We start from the raw sequence: 16,981 nt of genomic DNA, 5'->3' as shown, positions 1-16,981 counted from the left end.
GTGGCCGGCGACACCCGTCCGGTGCCCGTCCCCACCCCGGCCACGCGGCCTTTCTGGGACGGAGCCAAAGCCGGTGAACTGCGCCTCCAACGCTGCGGAGACTGCGCCGAGCACGTGTTCTACCCGCGCGGCGGCTGCCCGTCCTGCGGCTCGCCCCGACTCGAATGGACCACGGCGAGCGGACGCGCCCGGCTCAGTTCGTACGTCATCAACCACGTCCCCGCCCCGGGGTTCGCGGACGAGGTTCCCTACGTCATCGCGATCGTGGAGTTGGACGAGGGCCCGCGAATGGTGACCAACCTCGTCAACGTCCCTCCAGATCCTCGGGCCCTTCCGCTGGACCTGCGGCTGGAGGTCGTCTTCGAGCCGCGCGGCGACCAGGCGCTGCCCCTGTTCCAACCGGTGCGGGAGGCAGGCTCATGAGGCCGCCAGGTGTCGCGATCGTGGGCGCCGCCGAGACCGACATCGGCGTCCTCCCTCACATGTCCGAACCGGATCTGCACGCCCGCGCGGCCGCCCTCGCGCTGGCCGACGCCGGACTGACCCCGGCCGATGTGGACGGCGTCGCCACCGCCTGGCACTCGCCGATCGACATCGCGCACCACATCGGCGTCACCGCGTCCTGGCACGACGGCACCACCGTGGGCGGCTGCTCGTTCCTGGCGCACGTCCGCCACGCGGCGGCGGCCATAGACGCGGGGCTGTGCTCCACCGTGCTGGTGCTGCACGGCGAATCGGGGCGGTCGCGCATCGGCCGGCCGTCCCGGCGCCCGCCGCCCGACTCCATGTCACGCCAGTTCGAGGCCCCTTACGGGGTGCACGGCGCGGTCACCGCCTTTACCCTGCCCGCGCTGCGCTTCCTCCACGAGACGGGCACGACCCGCGAGCAGATGGCCGCGGTCCCCGCCATGCAGAGCCGCTGGGCGGACGGCGACCCGAGGGCCTGGCGGGCCGAGGAGTTCACCGCCGAGGACGTGCTGGACTCCAAGGTCATCGCCTGGCCGTTCCACAAGCTGGAGTGCTGCCCCGTGACCGACGGCGGGGCGGCCCTGGTGCTGACCTCCGCCGAACGCGCCGCCGACCTGCCGCGCCCGCCCGTCCATCTGCTGGGAGCGGGGGAGGCGGGGGAGAGCCCGCTGGTCGCCCACATGGAGGACCTCACCTCCTCCGGAGCCTTCCGCAGGTCGAGCCGCCGTGCCTTCGCCCAGGCCGGCATCACCGCCGCCGACGTCGACCATCTGATGGTCTACGACCCGTTCGCGCACCTGCCGCTCTACGGGCTGGAGGACCTCGGATTCGTCGGCCGCGGCGAGGCGGGCGCCTTCGTGGCGCACGGCAACACCGCCCCCGGCGGGTCCCTGCCGATGAACACCAACGGCGGCGGCCTCTGCTACACGCACACCGGAATGTACGGCATGTTCGCGATCCAGGAGTCCGTCCGGCAACTGCGCGGGGAGGCGTACCGGCAGGTGGACGGCGTGGAGCTCAGTGTCGTCCAGGGAGTGGGCGGCATCTTCACGTCCGCCGCGGCGCTCGTCCTGTCCAACAGCCCCAGGGAGGGCGCATGACCGAGGACTTCTCCGCGCGGGCCGCCGCCTGGCTCGCCGAGCACGCCCCCCGCGAGCCGGTCACCGATGTGGCGGAGGCGCGGCTCTTCCAGCGGGAACTGCACGACGCCGGATTCGCCGGCATCACCTGGCCCGCCGAATACGGCGGCCAGGGCCTCACCCGAGCCGACCAGCGCGCGTTCGACGCTCTGGCCCGGGACTACCCGCTGCCCGTCAAGCCGTTCCTCATCGGGCTCGGCATGATCGGCCCCACACTGCTCGACCTCGGCACCCCTGAGCAGAAACGGCGCTACCTGCGGCCCATGGCGCGCGGCGAGGAGATCTGGTGCCAGCTCTTCTCCGAACCCGACGCGGGTTCGGACGTCGCCGGGCTGACCACGCGGGCCCGGCGCGACGGCGACGGCTGGATCCTGGACGGCCAGAAGGTGTGGACGTCCCGGGCCGAGTACGCCGAATGGGGCGCGGCGCTGGCCCGCACCGACCCCGACGTGCCCAAGCATCGCGGCATCACCATGTTCGTCGTGGACATGACCGCCCCCGGCGTGCAGGTCAGGCCGCTGCGGGACATGACGGGCGCCGTCCGCTTCAACGAGGTGTTCTTCGACGGCGTCCGGCCGGCCGCGGACGCCGTGGTCGGCACGGTCGGTGAAGGGTGGGACGCGGCGGTGCGGATGCTCGGGCACGAGCGGATCACCATCACCGACCTGCGCCTCCCGCACGGCCATCCGGCCTCCCACGCCGCGCTCGCGGCACTGGCCCGCGCGCGGGGCGTCTCCGGGGACCCGCACGTCCGCCGCCGCCTGGCCGAGGTCTACCGGGCCGAGCGGCTCGCGGAACTGCTCGCCGCCCGGCTGGGGGAGGAGGCACGCGCCGGCCGCCCGACCGGCCCGCGCGGCTCGGCGGGCAAGCTGGCCGCCGGACGGCTCGCCCGGCTCTCCGCCGACGCCGTCGCCGACGTCGCCGGCCACACCGGGCTGGCGTGGGAGCCGGGCGACGCCGCCGCGGCCGGGCTCGCCGCGGCCCTGCTCGACGCCCCGTCCACCCGCATCGCCGGAGGCACCGACGAGATCCAACGGCAGATCATCGGCGACCGGGTGCTCGGCCTGCCCCGCGAGCCCGCCGCCGACCGCGACATCCCCTTCTCGGCGCTGCGCGCGAAAGGATCCGCATGAGCCTGGTGCCGACCGAAGAGCAGGAGCATCTCCGCGACGCCGTGCGCCGGTTCCTGGCCGCGGCCCCGCCCCCCACCGAGGGGCCCGATCGAAGGACATGGCGCCGCCTGGCCGAGGACCTGGGCGTGACCGGCCTCATCGTGCCGGAACGGCACGGCGGAGCCGGAGCGGGCGTCGCCGAACTGGCGGTCGTCCTTGAGGAGATGGGGGCCGTGCTGTGCCCCGCCCCCTTCCTGTCCTCCTCGGTGCTCGCCGCAAGCCTCCTCCGCGAGCTGGACGGAACCGCCGACCTGCTGACCGGCATCGCCTCAGGAGACTCGACCGTCGTCGCGGCGCCGTGGTGGGACCCAGCGGCGGGGCCCGTCACCGCCGATGCGGACGGTCGCCTGCACGGGCGGTTCCCGTGCGTGGTGGACGGGCACCTGGCCGACGTCCTGCTGGTCGTCGCCGACCACCGGGGGCGCCGCGGAGTCTTCGCCGTGGACGCGGGCGATCTGGTCCGGCGACCTCTGACCACTCTCGACCTCACCCGGGGCGCCGCCCGGATCGAGCTCGCCGGCGCCGCCGGACGTCCGCTTCCCTGCCCGGACCCGGTACGGGCGCTCGACGTCGCCTGGAACACGGCGGCCGTCGGGCTCGCGGCCGAACAACTCGGCGCGGCCCGCAGATGCCTGGAGATGACCGTGCGGCACGCGCGAACACGCGTGCAGTTCGGCCGGCCGATCGGCTCGTTCCAGGCGGTCAAGCACGCGCTGGCGGACCTCTACGTCGACTGCGAACTGGCCGAGTCCGCGGTTCGCCACGCCGCTTGGACGGCCGACGCCGACCCCGCGGAACTGCCCAGGGCCGCCGCTCTGGCCCTGGCCTCGATGACCGCCTTCCACGCCGCCGACCAGGCCATCCACCTCCACGGCGGGATGGGGTTCACGTGGGAGCACGACCTACACCTCTACTACCGGCGGGCCAAGGCGGCCCAGCATCTGCTGGGGGACCCCGCCACCCACCTCGACCGGTTGTCCCAGCTTGAATTCCAGGAGTGAACGATGACCGGAGACGTCCGTGTCGACCTCGCAGGCCACACCGCCGTCGTCGAACTTCGGCGGCCCCCCGCGAACTTCTTCGACACGGCCCTGATCACCGAGCTCGCCGACACCTACGAGGCCCTGGACCGCGACCCCTCGTGCCGTGCGATCGTCCTCTGCTCGCAGGGAAAGCACTTCTGTGCCGGCGCCGACTTCGGCCGGCCTGACCAGGGGAACGCCGTCCTGGACGACACGTCCGAGCTCTACGCCCAAGCCCTCCGCCTGTTCCGCTGCCAGACCCCGGTCGTGGCCGCGGTCCAGGGCGCGGCGATCGGCGGGGGGCTCGGCCTGGCCCTGTCCGCCGATTTTCGGGTCGGCGGCCCGGGCTCGCGATTCGCCGCCAATTTCAGCCGGTTGGGCTTCCACCCGGGGTTCGGCATCTCGGTGACCCTCCCCGCCGTCGTCGGACAGCAGAAAGCACTCGACTACCTGCTGACCGGACGCCGGTTCAAGGGCGAGGAAGCCCACCGCGCCGGACTTCTCGACGAGCTGGCCGACGACGTCCGCCCGAGGGCGATACGCCTGGCGGACTCGATGGCGTCCTCCGCGCCCCTCGCGGTGGTGAGCATCAAACAGACCATGCGGCAAGGACTGATCGAGCGGGTCGCCGCCGCCCTGGACCGTGAGAACCGCGAACAGACCCGCTTGCGAGCCACCCCCGACTTCGCCGAAGGACTAGCCGCGTCATCACAACGCCGCACGCCGCGCTTCACCGGAGCACTCCCCGAGCGGGCGGCCCAAGGGCCTCCGTGAGCCGTGAGATATCCACTTCGGGCGCGACCGATGAGTTCCTCGGTGAGTTCAGGTCTCTACCAGGACTGCACGCGGGTCGGCAGGTCGGCGCGTCTCCTCAGCGTCGGCCGCCTCGTCGAGGTAAGGATGTGCCATGGTCGACGCTGAACCGGAAGTCGTACTGGGATCGTTCTCGTCTCCGGGAGCGCGGGCGACGCCGTGGCCGTCGGCGCGGAAGGTCATCGACGAGGCGGAGGTGTTCTGGCTCTCCACGGTGCGGCCCGACGGGCGACCGCACGTGACGACGCTGCTGGCGGCCTGGACCCTGGGCGGCATGTGCTTCACCACCGGGGACCAGGAGCGCAAGGCCCGCAACCTCGATGACAACCCCCGCTGTGTGCTGACGACCGGCACGAATGCCCTGACCGGTGTGGACGTCGTCATCGAGGGCGTCGCGTCCGTGGTGGACGAGCGTTCCGAGCTGGAACGGGCCATGGCGGACTTCGAGCGGAAGTACGGGACGCATCTGACCAGCCCGGAGGGGACCTGGTACCGGCTGGGCGAGGCCGTCATCGCCGGCGACGTCAGGCTGTACCGGGTCGCGCCGACCGTCGGCTTCGCCTTCGGCAAGCTGTCGACGTTCAGCCAGACGCGCTACACGTGGCAGAACCGGTGACGGGGATGCCGTCGTTGCAGCAGAAAGTCCAAAGCGTCCTCGACGAGCTCGTCGAAACCGGAGCCGAGACCGGCCTGCAAGTCGCCGTCCACCACCGGGGCGCGCTCATCGTCGACGCCGTCGCCGGCCTCGCCGACAGCCGGACCGGGCGCAGGCTGACCCCGGAGACCCCGGTCTTCGGTTTCTCCACCGGCAAGGCGATGACGTCGCTGATCGCTCACCTGCTCGTCAGGACCGGGACCGTCGGGTACGACACGCCCGTGGCCGACCTGTGGCCGGAGTTCGGCACGCACGGCAAGGCGTCCGCGACCCTTCGGCACGTGCTCACGCATTCGGCCGGGGTGCCGGCGATGCCCCGCGCGATCGGCCCCGCCGACCTGCCCGACTGGTCGCGGGTCTGCACCGCGCTCGCCGGTGCCGAACCGCGGTGGCGGCCCGGGACCGAGACGGGGTACCACTCGTTCACCTTCGGCTTCCTCGTCGGCGAGATCGCACGCCGGGCCACGGGCGAACCGATGCGGCGGCTCCTCCAGGAGTGGATCACCGAGCCCCTGGGCATCGACGGCGACCTGTACTTCGGTGTGCCCCGCCCCGACCTGGCCCGGCTGGCACACTTGGAAGACGCCGCACCGCTTCCGGCACCCGAGGAAGACGCCGTCCTCGCACCGTGGGAGATGCGGCCGACAGCGGCCATGGGCAACAGCCACGAGATCCTGCAAGCGGACATCCCCTCGGTCGGCACCTTCACCGCGCGGGGAATCGCCGCCATGAACGCCGCGCTCCTCGACGGACGGCTCCTCGATCCACAGCAGCTCGAAGAGCTGACGGCGGTGGCCTTCGAGGGCACCGACCAGGTCTTCGGCAATCCCGCGCGGCTGGCCTTGGGCTATCCGCTCGGCCGCCTCGGTGCTCCGCCGGACGAGGCGCCCACCACGTTCGGCTGGGTGGGCGGCGGCGGCAGCTACGTCTACGCCGACACCGCCACCGGCACCTCCTTCGCCATGACCAAGACCCGCCTCACCCCGCACTTCGACACCGCACAGCGACTGGCGGACCTGACCGCGAACGAGCTCGCCACCGGCTGACCATCTCGGGAGAAGCCGGATCCTCACCCGGTGACGTGATGAATGACCACGCTCCAGTGAGACTCGTCCCGCCTGTCCCTGGACGCCGTCTCAGCAGCCGCCGAGCAGGCCGCGGGAGCGCCACTTGGCGAAGATCGGCTTGATCTCCGCCTCGGCCAGGGCCACCGACTCCTTGGGCGTCTGCCTTCCCTGGGCGGCCCGTGCCATCATCCGCGGCAGGATCGAGCGGGTGAACACCTCGCCGATGGCGGGGTTGGACGGCCCCGGGTAGCCGATGTCCGCGGTCCACGTGGCCGCGTCCCGCAGCAGCTTGAGCTTGTCCGAGGGGCATGCCCCGAACGGGTCGTCGGCCAGCCACTTGTCGAGCTGCGGCACCATGGCCGGAAAGGCCGGCAGGTTGTACAGCTCCGACTGATAGGTGCCGACCGCGTCGTTGGCCGACAGGTTGAGCAGGAACTCCTTGGCCGCCTCGACGTTCCTGGAGAACTCGGGGACGAAATAGACGAACACCGGCTGCGGCCCGCTGATGCCGAGGCCCGTCGGCCCCCTGAGCGGGCGGGTGAAGAACACGTCGTCGGCGATCCTTGGAGCTTGGGTCTGCGCGGTGCGGTACGCCGAGACCGGATTGGCGATGTAGGAGAGCCGTCCCGCGATGAGCCCCTGGTTATTGGAGAGCGAGTTCCAGGAGAACACCTCCGGGGACATCGCCTCCCGGTAGAGCCGCACCATGGAGGTGACCGCGGCGACCGTCTCGGGAGAGTTGATCACCACCTGCTGGAGTTCGTTCTGCACCGACGCGCCGTACGACCACATGAGCGCACGGGCCGAGATGTTGGAATCCAGCTCGTTCGACATGCCGATGCCCACGGCGACGCCGTGCTTCCGCTTGATCGCCTTGCCGCCCTCGCGCAGTTCCTCCCAAGTCGACGGCCCGTCGCCCATCCCCACCTGCCGCCACAGGCTCTTGCGGTAGTCGCCCTGGCAGGGGGCCCAGGCGTGGGTGTAGCCGAAGTACTTTCGCGTGGCGGGGTTGTAGGCGGCCTTCCTGCAGAGGGGCTGCTCGATCCCGAAGCGTGCGACGGCTTCGGCCTGGAGGTCGGACAGGTCGACGAGGTACGGCTCGAGCTGCGACGGAGGGCTGATCCACTCGATGAGATCGTGGCCGGTCCCCGCCTCGATCAACGCCAGCGTGCGCGAGACCAGGCTCTCGGGGGCGACATGCTCGACTTTCACGTCCACGCCCACACGCCTGCCCCACTCCTTGGCATAGGCGTCGAACCACCTGTCGTAGCGGGGCACGTAATGCCTCCGCTGAAGAATCGACAACGTTCCCTTGAGCTTCGTACTCGGAGTGAGAAAGGTGGCGGTGGGCTCCGGGCACGCCGAGCCCCCTAGATCGCCGCCTCCGGGCACACGCGCGGCCGCCGTCCCGCCAAGGGCCACCCCCGCCACCTTGAGCACCCCGCGCCGAGAGACGCGTGCGGAACCCTCCCCCATCCCAACCCCCCGTGTCCGTGGCGATGCCCTCAGGCCTGGACTCCGGGGTTCATCGCGCGACCAAGTAGACCCGGGCCGCACCCGGCCCGACCGTCCATCACCGCATGCCCATCACGAAGAGTGAAGAACCAACCCCGATGCGCTCTTACCTGGACATGGGCAAAGCCCACCGGCGCATGACGGTCGACGAGGCACAACCCGCTCTCAGTACGTTCCGAGGAACCTGGCCACCGCGTACAGCGGATCTTCTCCGACCATGCCGGGGACGTTGTCCTCCCAGTCGCGCCGGAAATGCTCTAGTTCCTCCTTGAGCGCCCGCCGCAGCGCGAACCCCCCGGCCAAAAAAGCCAGCGCGACCACCGGGCGGCCCCACGAGCGTCCGCGGATCACCAAGGTCACACCGATCGCCCAGCGGTCGTCGTCCACCGGCTCCGGAACGACCGCCAACTTCACCGAGACGAGCGGATGCGACAGTCTCGCCCCCAACGGGGGCCGGCCCCGCTTGGTCCCGCCCCCGCTTACCTGCGTCCACCACTGTTCGAAATCGGCACGGCCCTCCCATGACATCTGCCGCAGCCGTCCCGATCCTTTGTACGTCCCTGTCGTGATGCATGTCCTCGGACGCACGGCGCTCTGAAAGCTCAGCGCACCGGAGGCGGTCCCGTCACCGTCCGAACCGGTGATCTCGACGCAGGTCTCGCCATCGCGCCTCCAATCCCTGACGACCAGCTCGCCCGTCCAGTCGCCGTCGGCATCGGGACCCCCGTCCAGCCGGTACCGGGCACCGGGCGCCAGATGCCGACCCCCGACGAGCCGGACTCCCTCGATCGCGCCGATTTCGGTGACCAGGGCGCCATCAGCGGGGCGAGCCGTCTCGAGCATTTCGTACACCTCGGTGACGAAGCCCTCGAACCATTGGCGCGGCAGAGCCGAAACGGTGACCGAACCACGCACCCGCGCCATAACCGGTGACCTCCCTGGACCGTACGCCGTACCCCAGACGAGTGCGCAAAGAGAATCGCCGCTCCCCGGCGCAAACCAGCCGACCTGGCTGTGGTGCGGTTCAGGACAGCCCCACTCCGTTCAGCACTCCCTCTTTTGACTCCCAGCCCCCGGCGTTCTTTCGCACCTCCTGCGAGAGATGGCCGACTACGGCCATACCAAGGCGCTCTGAGCAAACACGGCCCTCAACGAAAGCGCACAGCGCTCCGCAAGCTGGAAAATACTGTCGGTGACCCATCTCCGTAACGGCCCTGCCCCTGAACCCAGCGCCGCTTATACGTGCGAGGGCAGAGGCGTGCTGGGGTCACGTCTCCTCAAGCTGCCCCAGATACTCGGTCAACCCGGGCAGGCGGGAGAATCTGAGTGCCGTCCATATAAAAGAGATGGAAGGCCGCGGCATAGACCCGCTCGCCTGGATGCGCCAATGCGAGCTCCGCCAGAACGCGACATCCGCTCTCACACCACGCCGCCTCAAACGCACCCCAGTCCACCGCCGCATGCTACTCCGCCCCCGCAACCCTCCGAACTCAAGGAACACGCGGCGGCACGCTTCAAATGCTGAAGGACAGCACCGTGCTCGACACGCCGACCCACCTCATCCGCCCGCCGCCACGCTGCGCGCCCTGAGCGAGCCCCGCGAGCACCCCGAACCCAGACCATCGACCGGCTGCACGCCCTGCTCACCAAGCTCGTTCCGGCCGCGTCTGCCGCGCAAGGTGACCGCCGATCGCGGAGTCCGCACCACGCTGACCGAGCTGCCCCACGGCATCGGGGACTTGCCAGGCGGCCGAGATCCTGGCGCGTACTGCGGGCGTCGACCGGTTCCGATCGGCCGCCGCGTTCACCTCCTACTGCGGCGCGACACTTCGTCCGAAGACGTACAACGGCGCCGGCTGTCACGGCCCGTCGATCCACACCTCAACTGCGCTCCGCACATCACGGCCGTCGCCCAGATCCGCCGCCAGACCTGTCAGCTTGGGCAGCATTCCGATCTTTCCTCCTAAGGTCGCTGACGGGAATGGAGCGCCGGAGTGGTCGTTCACTCGTCGTTCGGTTCACCAACGCGCTGACCATTCTCCGACCACGCCGTCCACCGCGGTTCGGTGCCCAGGGATCTGTGGCGGTCGTTGCTGGTGCAAGATGGGGGTATGGGGTTGCTGGAGCATGTGGCGCCGAACCTTGCTGATCTTCTTCGTCGTGATGTCTGGTGGATGGGGTGGAACACCCTCCTGGCCTGGACACCGGTCCTGCTGGCCTGGGTGCTTTTCCGGGGCGGCAGTACGGAGCGGCGAGTGTTGCGGTCGCCCCTTTGGTGGGCGGGGCTCGTGCTGTTCGTGCTGTTCCTGCCCAATGCCCCGTACGTGGTGACCGATATCGTTCATATCCGGAACGACGTGCTGCTGTCGGACCGTGGCGGACCTGTGATGACCGCGATCCTGCCCGTTTACGCCGCATTCATCGGTTCGGGCTTCCTGGCCTATTACCTGGCGCTGGCAGGTGCACGCCGCCACCTCGTCCAGATCGGACTGGGCGAGTGGCAGGGCCGCGTAACGGTGGCGGCGCACGCCCTCTGCGCCCTCGGGGTCTTCCTTGGACGTTGGGCCCGGCTCAACAGCTGGGAACCGGTCGTCGACCCGCACGGCGCACTCGAACGAATCGTGCTCCACCTGACCTGGAACCGGGCACCCATCCTGATCGCGGCCGTCTTCCTGGTCACCTGGACGGGCCACTTCCTGGCGAAGGCGATCGCTGAGGCCACTCGTGATGCGGTGACGGTCTGCACATGGCCGGCCAATCAAACGAAGCACCCGGACCTGCTCTCAAGTCGGGCGCTTCTTGTTGCTGCTTGGTGAGGTAGGCAGAGGCGGGGTCGAACCGCCGACCTTCCGCTTTCCGCTATAGCAACACCCCTGGCGCGCGAGCATCGACCGAGGCTGACTGGCTGCCACTGTGCGCCCGCATCGGCCACGAGCGGCGCGCGCCAACTAAAAACGGCCCTCGTCCGCTGAGTACGTAACAGAGGCCCGCCGACCACCTGAGGACGGTGCCTATGAGGACGAGTACGGGGACGGTGCCGAGACCATGGGGGAGACGGCGTCCGCCGAAGAGGCGATCGCCCTTGCTGAGCGGGAGCTCGGCGCCGTTGCAGGGCGGTGGGTGAATCAGGGTGTCCCTGTAGACGAGTATCACGACTTCGTCGGCTGCGGTCGTCCGTTGGGCCGCTGGAAGCCGGTGTGAGACGGCGTTGTCGTCAGGGCTGTCGTCAAAAGGCCCGGAACCGAGCGTGGTTCCGGGCCTTTTGGCTGGTCACGAGGTGTGGGCAGGGGCGGGGTCGAACCGCCGACCTTCCGCTTTTCAGGCGGACGCTCGTACCGACTGAGCTACCTGCCCAGGACGCGCGTCGGCGCGTCTGGCGGTCCTGACGGGATTTGAACCCGCGGCCTCCACCTTGACAGGGTGGCGAGCACTCCTAACTGCTCCACAGGACCTTGCTGCTCCGAGCCTAGCGGCTCCGAGGGGGTGTCTTGGCCGGTGTGCCCGGCGCTTGGCGACGTCCGAGAGCATACGCGATGGCCGAGGGCGTCGCCAACTCGATAACCCCGGGCGGGTGAGGGGACGATTGGGACGGGTAGATACCGGTCGGACAGGTGTGTTTCGTGTTTGTGGTTGGGGCTCCTACTCTGTCCGAGTTGCGCAACGGTGCGTGATCGGAGGGTAGCGCTGCCCCCCTCGCGGGGGGTGGCTTGAGAGAGGAGGCCGCGTGGTCGCGAAGCTCCCAGAAGACCAGAGCGCGGAGGACTACCAACGCGGGCTTGGAACCCGCCAGATCCAGATGCTGGCCATCGGCGGGACGATCGGTACCGGGCTGTTCCTGGGCGCCGGGGAGAACATCGCCAAGGCCGGACCGAGCCTGATCCTCACGTACGCCGTGGCCGGGCTCGCCCTGTTCTTCGTCATGCGGGCGCTCGGCGAGCTGCTCACCTACCGGCGGGCGGAGGGCGGGTTCGCCGGGTACGCCCGCGAGTTCCTCGGGCCGTTCTGGGGTTACGCCACGACCTGGACGTACTGGATCATCTGGGTGACGACCGGCATGGCGGAGCTGACCGCGGCCGGCAAGTACATCCAGAAGTGGTGGCCGGGCGTCGAGCAGTGGCAGACGGCGCTGGTCGCGCTGGTGATCCTGTTCGTGGTGAACCTGATCTCGGTGAAGCTCTTCGGCGAGCTGGAGTTCTGGTTCGCGATGATCAAGGTCGCGGCGATCGTGATGATGATCCTGGTCGGGATCGGGGTGCTGGTCTTCGGGTTCAGCGACGCGGGGGAGACCGCGCGGGTCGGGAACCTGTGGGACCACGGGGGCGTGTTCCCCGAGGGCGCCGGGGCGACGATCATGACGCTGCAGATGGTGATGTTCGCCTACCTGGGCGTCGAGCTGGTGGGTGTGACGGCCAGTGAGGCCAAGGACCCGGAGAAGAACATCCCGCGGGCGATCAACGCGCTGCCGCTGCGGTTCGCGCTGTTCTACCTGGGGTCGCTGCTGGTGATCCTCGCCGTGGTGCCGTGGACGGCGTTCAAGGGCGGCGCCAGCCCGTTCGTGCTGGCGTTCGACCGGATCGGCATTCCGGGCGGCGCGGACATCGTCAACTTCGTGGTGCTGACGGCGGCGCTGTCGTCCTGCAACGCGGGCGGCCTCTACTCGACGTCCCGGATGCTGCGGACGGCCGGCGTCAACGGGGACGGTCCGAAGGTGCTCGGACGGCTCAACGGGCGCGGTGTCCCCGTGCTCACCGTCGTCATCTCGGCGCTCGTCATGGGCATCGGCGTGGTCGTCAACGCGGTGGTGCCGGACAAGGCGTTCGAGTACATCACGTCTGTTTCCACCGGTGGGGCCCTGCTGGTGTGGACGGTCATCCTGCTCGCGCACATGGCCTACCGGCGGCGGTCGGCCGCCGGGGTGCTGCCTAAGGCGCCGTACCGGATGCCGTGGGCGCCGTACACGAACTGGGCCGTGCTGGCGTTCTTCGCGTTCGTCACGGTGACGATCGCGTGGGAGGCGGACACGCGGATCGCGCTCTACGTGATGGGCGCGTGGGTGGCGCTGGTCGCGGTCGGCTGGCCGTTCGTCCGGCGCGGCTCGCAGGAGGCGCGGGTGCCGGTGGCCGTCGCCGAGGAGAGCCCGAGCGCCTGAGGGGAGGCGTCCCGGCGGCCGCCACTGCCGGGACGCCCTCCGCCGTGGGATGATCCCCGTGGCGGTTCCTTCCCTCCGGAGGCGCGCGTGACCAGCAGGCTCGAGATCCGGGTGCGGTGGGTCCTGCTGTTCGTCGTGGGCGTCGCGAACGCGATCGGCGCGCTGGTGGTGCTGCTGTTCGCCACGTTCGTCGTCCCCGATCCGCCGCTGGACGACCGAGAGTACGTGCATCTGGTCAACGCGGTCGCGTTCTTCAGCTACCCGGTCATCGCGGCTCCGGCGGCGCTGCTGTGCGGGTTGTGGCTCTGGCGGCCCGTGGTCACGTTCGTCCGGGACGGGGGCGAGCCCGACCGGCGGCAGCGCCGGGCCGTGCTGCTCGGGCCGCTGCGGCTGACGCTGCTCGTCGGCGCGCTGTGGGCGGTCGGCGCGCTCGGCTGGGCGGGCCTCGATCTGATGCTTTTCACCGGACGGCTGGCGGTGAAGACGGGCCTGACGTGCCTGCTCGGCGCGGGGACGACCTGCACGATCGTCTACCTGCTGTCGGAGCGGCTGCTGCGGCCGGCGGCGGCTCTGGTGCTGGGCGCGGAGCGTCCGAAGAGGCTGCGGCTGCCCGGCGTGACGACGCGGGTGATGCTCGCCTGGGCGCTCGGGACGGCGATCCCGGTGTTCGGGCTGATCTGCGTCGCGATCGCGGCGCTGGCCTCGCCCGACATCAACGTCACCCAGCTCGCGATCACGATCCTCGGGCTCGGCGGCGCCGCGCTGCTCGCGGGGGTCTGCGTCATCTACATGGCGACGCGGGCGATCGCCGATCCGATCAAGGCCGTGCGCAGCGGGATGGCGCAGGTCGAGCGGGGCGACCTCGGCGCCGAGGTGGACGTGTACGACGCGAGCGAGGTCGGGCAGCTGCAGGCCGGGTTCAACCACATGGTCGCCGGGCTCCGCGAGATCGAGTGGCTGCGCGACCTGTTCGGGCGGCACGTCGGCGAGGAGGTCGCCGACCTGGCGCTGGAGCGCGGCGTCGTCACGCTCGGCGGCGAGACGCGCGAGGTGGCCGTGCTGTTCGTCGACCTGACGGGGTCCACCAGGCTGGCCGACACGCGCAGCCCGGACGAGGTGGTCGGGCTGCTCAACAAGTTCTTCGGCGTGGTGGTGTCGGCGGTCGCCAAGCACGGCGGGTGGATCAACAAGTTCGAGGGGGACGCGGCGCTGGCGATCTTCGGGGCGCCGACGCAGCTGGAGGACTCGGCGGGCGGCGCGCTCGGCGCCGCACGGGAGCTGGCGGTGCGGCTGCGCGCCGAGGTGCCGATGCTGGACGCGGGGATCGGCGTGTCCGCCGGCCCGGTCGTCGCCGGGTACATCGGCGCCGAGGAGCGGTTCGAGTACACGGTGATCGGCGATCCGGTGAACGAGGCGGCCCGGCTCAGCGACCTCGCGAAGGACGAGGAGGCGCGGGTGCTCGCGTCGGCGACCGTCCTCGACCTGGCGCACCTCGCCGAGTCGGACGAGTGGGACGTCGGACGGTCGGTGACGCTGCGCGGGCGGAGCCGTCCGACCCGGTTGGGCACGCCCCGCCTTCCGGTGCCTCCCGCGGTTCCCGCTCCCCGGCGCCCGGAGCAGAGGACGGAGCGGACGAGGTTCCCGCGCCCGCTCAGGCGCAGCAGGAGGCTGCTGTTCGGCGCGCTGGTCCTGGCGAGGGCGGCCAAGAGCGCGCGTGCGGCACAGCCGGTTGAAACGGACGGCACGGACGAGCCCGGGGACCGTTCGGGCGGACCGGCCGTGTCTGACTCGGCCTGACGGGACCGAATGCGTATCGTCACCTTCGGTACACAGTCTGCTACCGGCTCGTAACTCCGGTGTCACCCGGTAGTCCGAGGGTTGGGGCGGACAGCCCCGGCTCCCGAGAGGTGACTGATGCACCGCCGGAATCGTCTCGCGCTCCTCGCCGTCCTGGCCACCGCGACCGTCGCCGCCCCGGCGGCGCCCGCCGGCGCCCGTCCGGGCCCCGGCCCGCTCCCGACCCTGCCGCAGGCCGTGCCGGAACCGCGCCCGCGCGCCGTCCCGGCCGTGGAGCCGGATCCGGACGCCGACGTCGTGGACGTCGCGCACCGCGGCGCCTCCGCGTACGCGCCGGAGAACACACTGGCGGCGTTCAGGCTCGCCAAGGCCAAGGGCGCCGACATGTTCGAACTGGACGTCCAGGAGACCAAGGACCACCAGCTCGTGATCATGCACGACACCACGCTCGCCCGGACGACGAACGCGGAGTCCCTCTACCCGGGCCGCAGGCCGTGGAAGGTCGCCGACTTCACCCTCGCCGAGATCGGGCGGCTGGACGCCGGCGGCTGGTTCGCGAGGAGGTACGCGGGCGAGCGCGTCCCGACGCTCGGCCAGGTGCTGGCCGCGATGCGCGGCACCGGCCTCGGGCTGCTGCTGGAGATCAAGAGCCCCGGGCTGTACCCGGGCATCGAGCGGCGGGTCGCGGCGGAGTTGAAGAGGTCGCCGTCCTGGCTCCGGACCGACGCGCAGGAGCGGCGCCTCGTCGTCCAGTCGTTCGACTGGGAGTCGGTGCGGCGGTTCCACGCCGTCCTGCTGAAGGTGCCGACCGGTCTGCTCGGTACCCCGAAGGTCGCGGACCTGCCGAGGCTCGCGAAGTACGCGGACCAGGTCAATCCGCCCTTCGGGGGCCTGACCGAGTCCTACGTCGAGGAGGTGCACGACGCCGGGATGGACGTGCTCGCCTGGACGATCGACGACTCCGGCGACATGGAGCGGGCGATCGCCCTCGACGTGGACGGCGTCATCACCGACAGGCCGGACGTCCTGCGCCGCGTCCTGGACGAAGCCGACGAACAGGCGGCCTGACCATGCCCGGAGCCCGCGGCCTGATCGGCGGGCGTTCGGCGCGCGGCAGGTGGATGGTGCACGTGCCTTGATCAAGTGGATCGTCGACACGCGCGGCCCGGTCAGGCGGGGTGGCGCGGGCGGGGTGTGCACCGCACCCTGCCTGATCGGGAGGTGGCCGGCGCGCGGCCCCGGTCAGGTCTGCGCGGCTTGGTCAGGCGGGTGGCGGGCGCGGTCTATCAGGGCCCGGGCGGCCGGGCCGCGCGGTCCCTCGGCTCGCCAGGCGAGGGCGATCCGGCCGGTCAGCCGCGGCCGGACGACCGGCAGCGCGTGCAGGTCGCCGGGGCGGCCGCGGGCGGCCGACTCGGGCAGGACGGCGACGCCGAGGCCGTGCGCGGCGATCTCCGCCAGCACGGGCGGCTCGCCCGCCTCGAACGCGATGCGCGGGCGCAGACCGGCGTCGGCGAACGCCTCGTCCAGGACGGCGCGCAGCCCGGTGCCCTTCGGCAGGCAGACCAGGTTCTCCTCGGCGAGGGCCCGCAGGGTGACCGTGGACCTGCGGGCCATCGGGTGGCCGTGGGCGACGGCGGCGAAGAGGTCCTGCTCGATGACGACCCGCGTCGCGATGCCCTCGGGAGGGTCGGTGCCGATGCTGAGGAAGGCCAGGTCGATCCGCCCGGTGCGGAGCCCTTCGGTGAGCCTCGCGGTGTCCTCCTGGACGACCGTGATCTCGATGTTCGGATGGTCGCGCTGGAAGCCGGCCAGCATGCCGGGGAGGTCGAGCGACCGGATCCAGTCGACCGTGCCGACCGTGACGTGCCCGCGGAGCAGGCCCGTCAGCTCGTCCACCGACAGCCGGGCGCCCTCGACGGCCGCGAGCGCCGCCCGCGCGTAGGGGAGGACGGCGGCGCCGACCTCGGTGAGCCGGACGGTCCGTCCCGACCGGTCGAGCAGCGGCTGGCCGAGCTCGCGCTCCAGCTGCCGGATCTGGGCGCTCACGCCGGGCTGCGCGACGTGCAGCCGGGCCGCGGCCCTGGTGAAGCTCGCCTCTTCCGTAACCGCCACGAAGTACTCAAGCTGGCGCAGCTCCATAACCGAACATGCTAGCCACGGGGCCTGAAAGCGCCTGGGCTTCTG

14 protein-coding genes and 2 tRNA genes are annotated in these 16,981 nt (G+C 70.9%); 11 read left to right on the top strand and 5 right to left on the bottom strand.

From position 1 onward, the window contains the following. The 7 genes from FKD65_RS20725 (at position 1) to FKD65_RS20695 (ending at position 6,315) form a co-directional block, all read left to right on the top strand. Positions 1-423, top strand: coding sequence for a Zn-ribbon domain-containing OB-fold protein (locus tag FKD65_RS20725; protein WP_141579059.1), 423 nt, complete (start codon positions 1-3; stop codon positions 421-423). Further along, a complete protein-coding gene (locus tag FKD65_RS20720; RefSeq protein ID WP_141579058.1) occupies positions 420-1,568 on the top strand; it encodes a thiolase in 1,149 nt (382 codons plus the stop codon). The genes FKD65_RS20725 and FKD65_RS20720 overlap by 4 nt, the downstream gene beginning before the upstream one ends. Next, positions 1,565-2,740, top strand: coding sequence for an acyl-CoA dehydrogenase family protein (locus FKD65_RS20715; RefSeq protein ID WP_141579057.1), 1,176 nt, complete (start codon positions 1,565-1,567; stop codon positions 2,738-2,740). The genes FKD65_RS20720 and FKD65_RS20715 overlap by 4 nt, the downstream gene beginning before the upstream one ends. Continuing rightward, a complete protein-coding gene (locus FKD65_RS20710) occupies positions 2,737-3,780 on the top strand; it encodes an acyl-CoA dehydrogenase family protein (protein ID WP_141579056.1) in 1,044 nt (347 codons plus the stop codon). Before FKD65_RS20715 ends, FKD65_RS20710 begins: the two co-directional genes overlap by 4 nt. Positions 3,781-3,783: 3 nt before the next feature. Then, positions 3,784-4,575, top strand: coding sequence for an enoyl-CoA hydratase/isomerase family protein (locus tag FKD65_RS20705; protein WP_141579055.1), 792 nt, complete (start codon positions 3,784-3,786; stop codon positions 4,573-4,575). A gap of 133 nt (positions 4,576-4,708) precedes the next feature. After that, positions 4,709-5,230: a pyridoxamine 5'-phosphate oxidase family protein gene (locus tag FKD65_RS20700; protein ID WP_141579054.1), complete on the top strand. Its 522-nt coding sequence runs from the start codon at positions 4,709-4,711 to the stop codon at positions 5,228-5,230. Positions 5,231-5,235: 5 nt separating this feature from the next. Beyond that, positions 5,236-6,315 (top strand): serine hydrolase domain-containing protein, encoded by a 1,080-nt coding sequence (locus FKD65_RS20695; RefSeq protein WP_141586972.1) that lies wholly within the window; start codon positions 5,236-5,238, stop codon positions 6,313-6,315. A gap of 90 nt (positions 6,316-6,405) precedes the next feature. On the opposite strand, the gene FKD65_RS20690 is transcribed toward FKD65_RS20695, so the two are convergent. Both FKD65_RS20690 and FKD65_RS20685 read right to left on the bottom strand, forming a co-directional pair. Next, positions 6,406-7,614 (bottom strand): ABC transporter substrate-binding protein, encoded by a 1,209-nt coding sequence (locus FKD65_RS20690; RefSeq protein ID WP_205718744.1) that lies wholly within the window; start codon positions 7,612-7,614, stop codon positions 6,406-6,408. Positions 7,615-8,016: 402 nt separating this feature from the next. Then, positions 8,017-8,775 (bottom strand): hypothetical protein, encoded by a 759-nt coding sequence (locus FKD65_RS20685; protein ID WP_141579052.1) that lies wholly within the window; start codon positions 8,773-8,775, stop codon positions 8,017-8,019. Positions 8,776-9,962: 1,187 nt separating this feature from the next. On the opposite strand from FKD65_RS20685, the gene FKD65_RS20680 reads away from it, so the two are divergent. Beyond that, positions 9,963-10,667, top strand: a complete 705-nt coding sequence (locus tag FKD65_RS20680; protein WP_141579051.1) for a DUF1361 domain-containing protein — start codon at positions 9,963-9,965, stop codon at positions 10,665-10,667. A 464-nt stretch (positions 10,668-11,131) separates the two neighbouring features. Here the strand turns inward: FKD65_RS20680 and FKD65_RS20675 are convergent. Then, positions 11,132-11,205 (bottom strand) — tRNA-Phe (locus FKD65_RS20675). Positions 11,206-11,225: 20 nt separating this feature from the next. Next, a tRNA-Asp gene (locus FKD65_RS20670) sits at positions 11,226-11,303 on the bottom strand. Positions 11,304-11,575: 272 nt separating this feature from the next. On the opposite strand from FKD65_RS20670, the gene FKD65_RS20665 reads away from it, so the two are divergent. The 3 genes from FKD65_RS20665 to FKD65_RS20655 all read left to right on the top strand — a co-directional run bounded on the left by FKD65_RS20665 (position 11,576) and on the right by FKD65_RS20655 (position 15,865). Further along, the gene (locus FKD65_RS20665; protein WP_205718743.1) at positions 11,576-13,000 is read left to right on the top strand and encodes an amino acid permease; all 1,425 of its coding nucleotides are present in this window, start codon (positions 11,576-11,578) and stop codon (positions 12,998-13,000) included. An 87-nt stretch (positions 13,001-13,087) separates the two neighbouring features. Next, the gene (locus FKD65_RS20660; protein WP_240810261.1) at positions 13,088-14,797 is read left to right on the top strand and encodes an adenylate/guanylate cyclase domain-containing protein; all 1,710 of its coding nucleotides are present in this window, start codon (positions 13,088-13,090) and stop codon (positions 14,795-14,797) included. A gap of 117 nt (positions 14,798-14,914) precedes the next feature. Next, a complete protein-coding gene (locus tag FKD65_RS20655) occupies positions 14,915-15,865 on the top strand; it encodes a glycerophosphodiester phosphodiesterase family protein (protein WP_205718742.1) in 951 nt (316 codons plus the stop codon). A gap of 174 nt (positions 15,866-16,039) precedes the next feature. Here FKD65_RS20655 and FKD65_RS20650 read toward each other — a convergent pair whose 3' ends face one another. Beyond that, positions 16,040-16,936 carry a LysR family transcriptional regulator gene (locus tag FKD65_RS20650; protein WP_141579049.1) on the bottom strand — a complete coding sequence of 299 codons (897 nt, stop codon included), beginning with the start codon at positions 16,934-16,936 and terminating at the stop codon, positions 16,040-16,042. Between the last annotated feature and the right edge of the window lie 45 nt (positions 16,937-16,981).

The sequence above is a fragment of the Actinomadura sp. WMMA1423 genome (assembly GCF_006547145.1).
Lineage (GTDB): Bacteria > Actinomycetota > Actinomycetes > Streptosporangiales > Streptosporangiaceae > Spirillospora.
This window is presented reverse-complemented; position numbering and strand designations above follow the sequence as displayed.

What these genes read in the sequence shown, in the direction of transcription:
- FKD65_RS20720 (WP_141579058.1), top strand. Translation starts at nt 420, where the DNA reads ATGAGGCCGCCAGGTGTCGCGATCGTGGGCGCCGCCGAGACCGACATC.
- FKD65_RS20715 (WP_141579057.1), top strand. Translation starts at nt 1,565, where the DNA reads ATGACCGAGGACTTCTCCGCGCGGGCCGCCGCCTGGCTCGCCGAGCAC.
- FKD65_RS20710 (WP_141579056.1), top strand. Translation starts at nt 2,737, where the DNA reads ATGAGCCTGGTGCCGACCGAAGAGCAGGAGCATCTCCGCGACGCCGTG.
- FKD65_RS20705 (WP_141579055.1), top strand. Translation starts at nt 3,784, where the DNA reads ATGACCGGAGACGTCCGTGTCGACCTCGCAGGCCACACCGCCGTCGTC.
- FKD65_RS20700 (WP_141579054.1), top strand. Translation starts at nt 4,709, where the DNA reads ATGGTCGACGCTGAACCGGAAGTCGTACTGGGATCGTTCTCGTCTCCG.
- FKD65_RS20695 (WP_141586972.1), top strand. Translation starts at nt 5,236, where the DNA reads ATGCCGTCGTTGCAGCAGAAAGTCCAAAGCGTCCTCGACGAGCTCGTC.
- FKD65_RS20685 (WP_141579052.1), bottom strand. Translation starts at nt 8,775, where the DNA reads ATGGCGCGGGTGCGTGGTTCGGTCACCGTTTCGGCTCTGCCGCGCCAA.
- FKD65_RS20680 (WP_141579051.1), top strand. Translation starts at nt 9,963, where the DNA reads ATGGGGTTGCTGGAGCATGTGGCGCCGAACCTTGCTGATCTTCTTCGT.
- FKD65_RS20655 (WP_205718742.1), top strand. Translation starts at nt 14,915, where the DNA reads ATGCACCGCCGGAATCGTCTCGCGCTCCTCGCCGTCCTGGCCACCGCG.
- FKD65_RS20650 (WP_141579049.1), bottom strand. Translation starts at nt 16,936, where the DNA reads ATGGAGCTGCGCCAGCTTGAGTACTTCGTGGCGGTTACGGAAGAGGCG.